At 44.6% G+C, this 341-nt stretch carries 1 protein-coding gene; it reads right to left on the reverse strand.

The features are described from left to right. Positions 1-341 (reverse strand): Tn7-like element transposition protein TnsE (locus AC0L3U_RS38805; RefSeq protein WP_473365025.1); only part of this gene is annotated, 341 nt, incomplete at both ends.

Consider the following 341-nt stretch of genomic DNA (forward strand, 5'->3'; position numbering starts at 1 on the left):
GCCATGTTTCGCTATCAACGCCACTCAACACTTTGGTAGAAAGCATTTTCACCCCATCCGATGCATCCACCTCTAGCAATACAAAATCACTGCCATTACGTTGCACCCCAACGGCTTTAATCACTCTTGGTGAGCCATCTTTACACAGATGTAATCGGCTACGCCCAACTTTTGGCAAAACCAAGGTTTCTTCAAAAAGCACCCGACATGCAAATTTAGTTTTTAGAATTGAAAGTAGCTCATCAAAAGCAGCAAATCGATTAGCAAAAATAGAGTTGTAATTGGTTGCATCCTGCTTCCCACCCACATCTGCCGCTGCTAGGACACCACCTAAGTGTGGC

Source organism: Bradyrhizobium sp. Kon69, assembly GCF_055807515.1.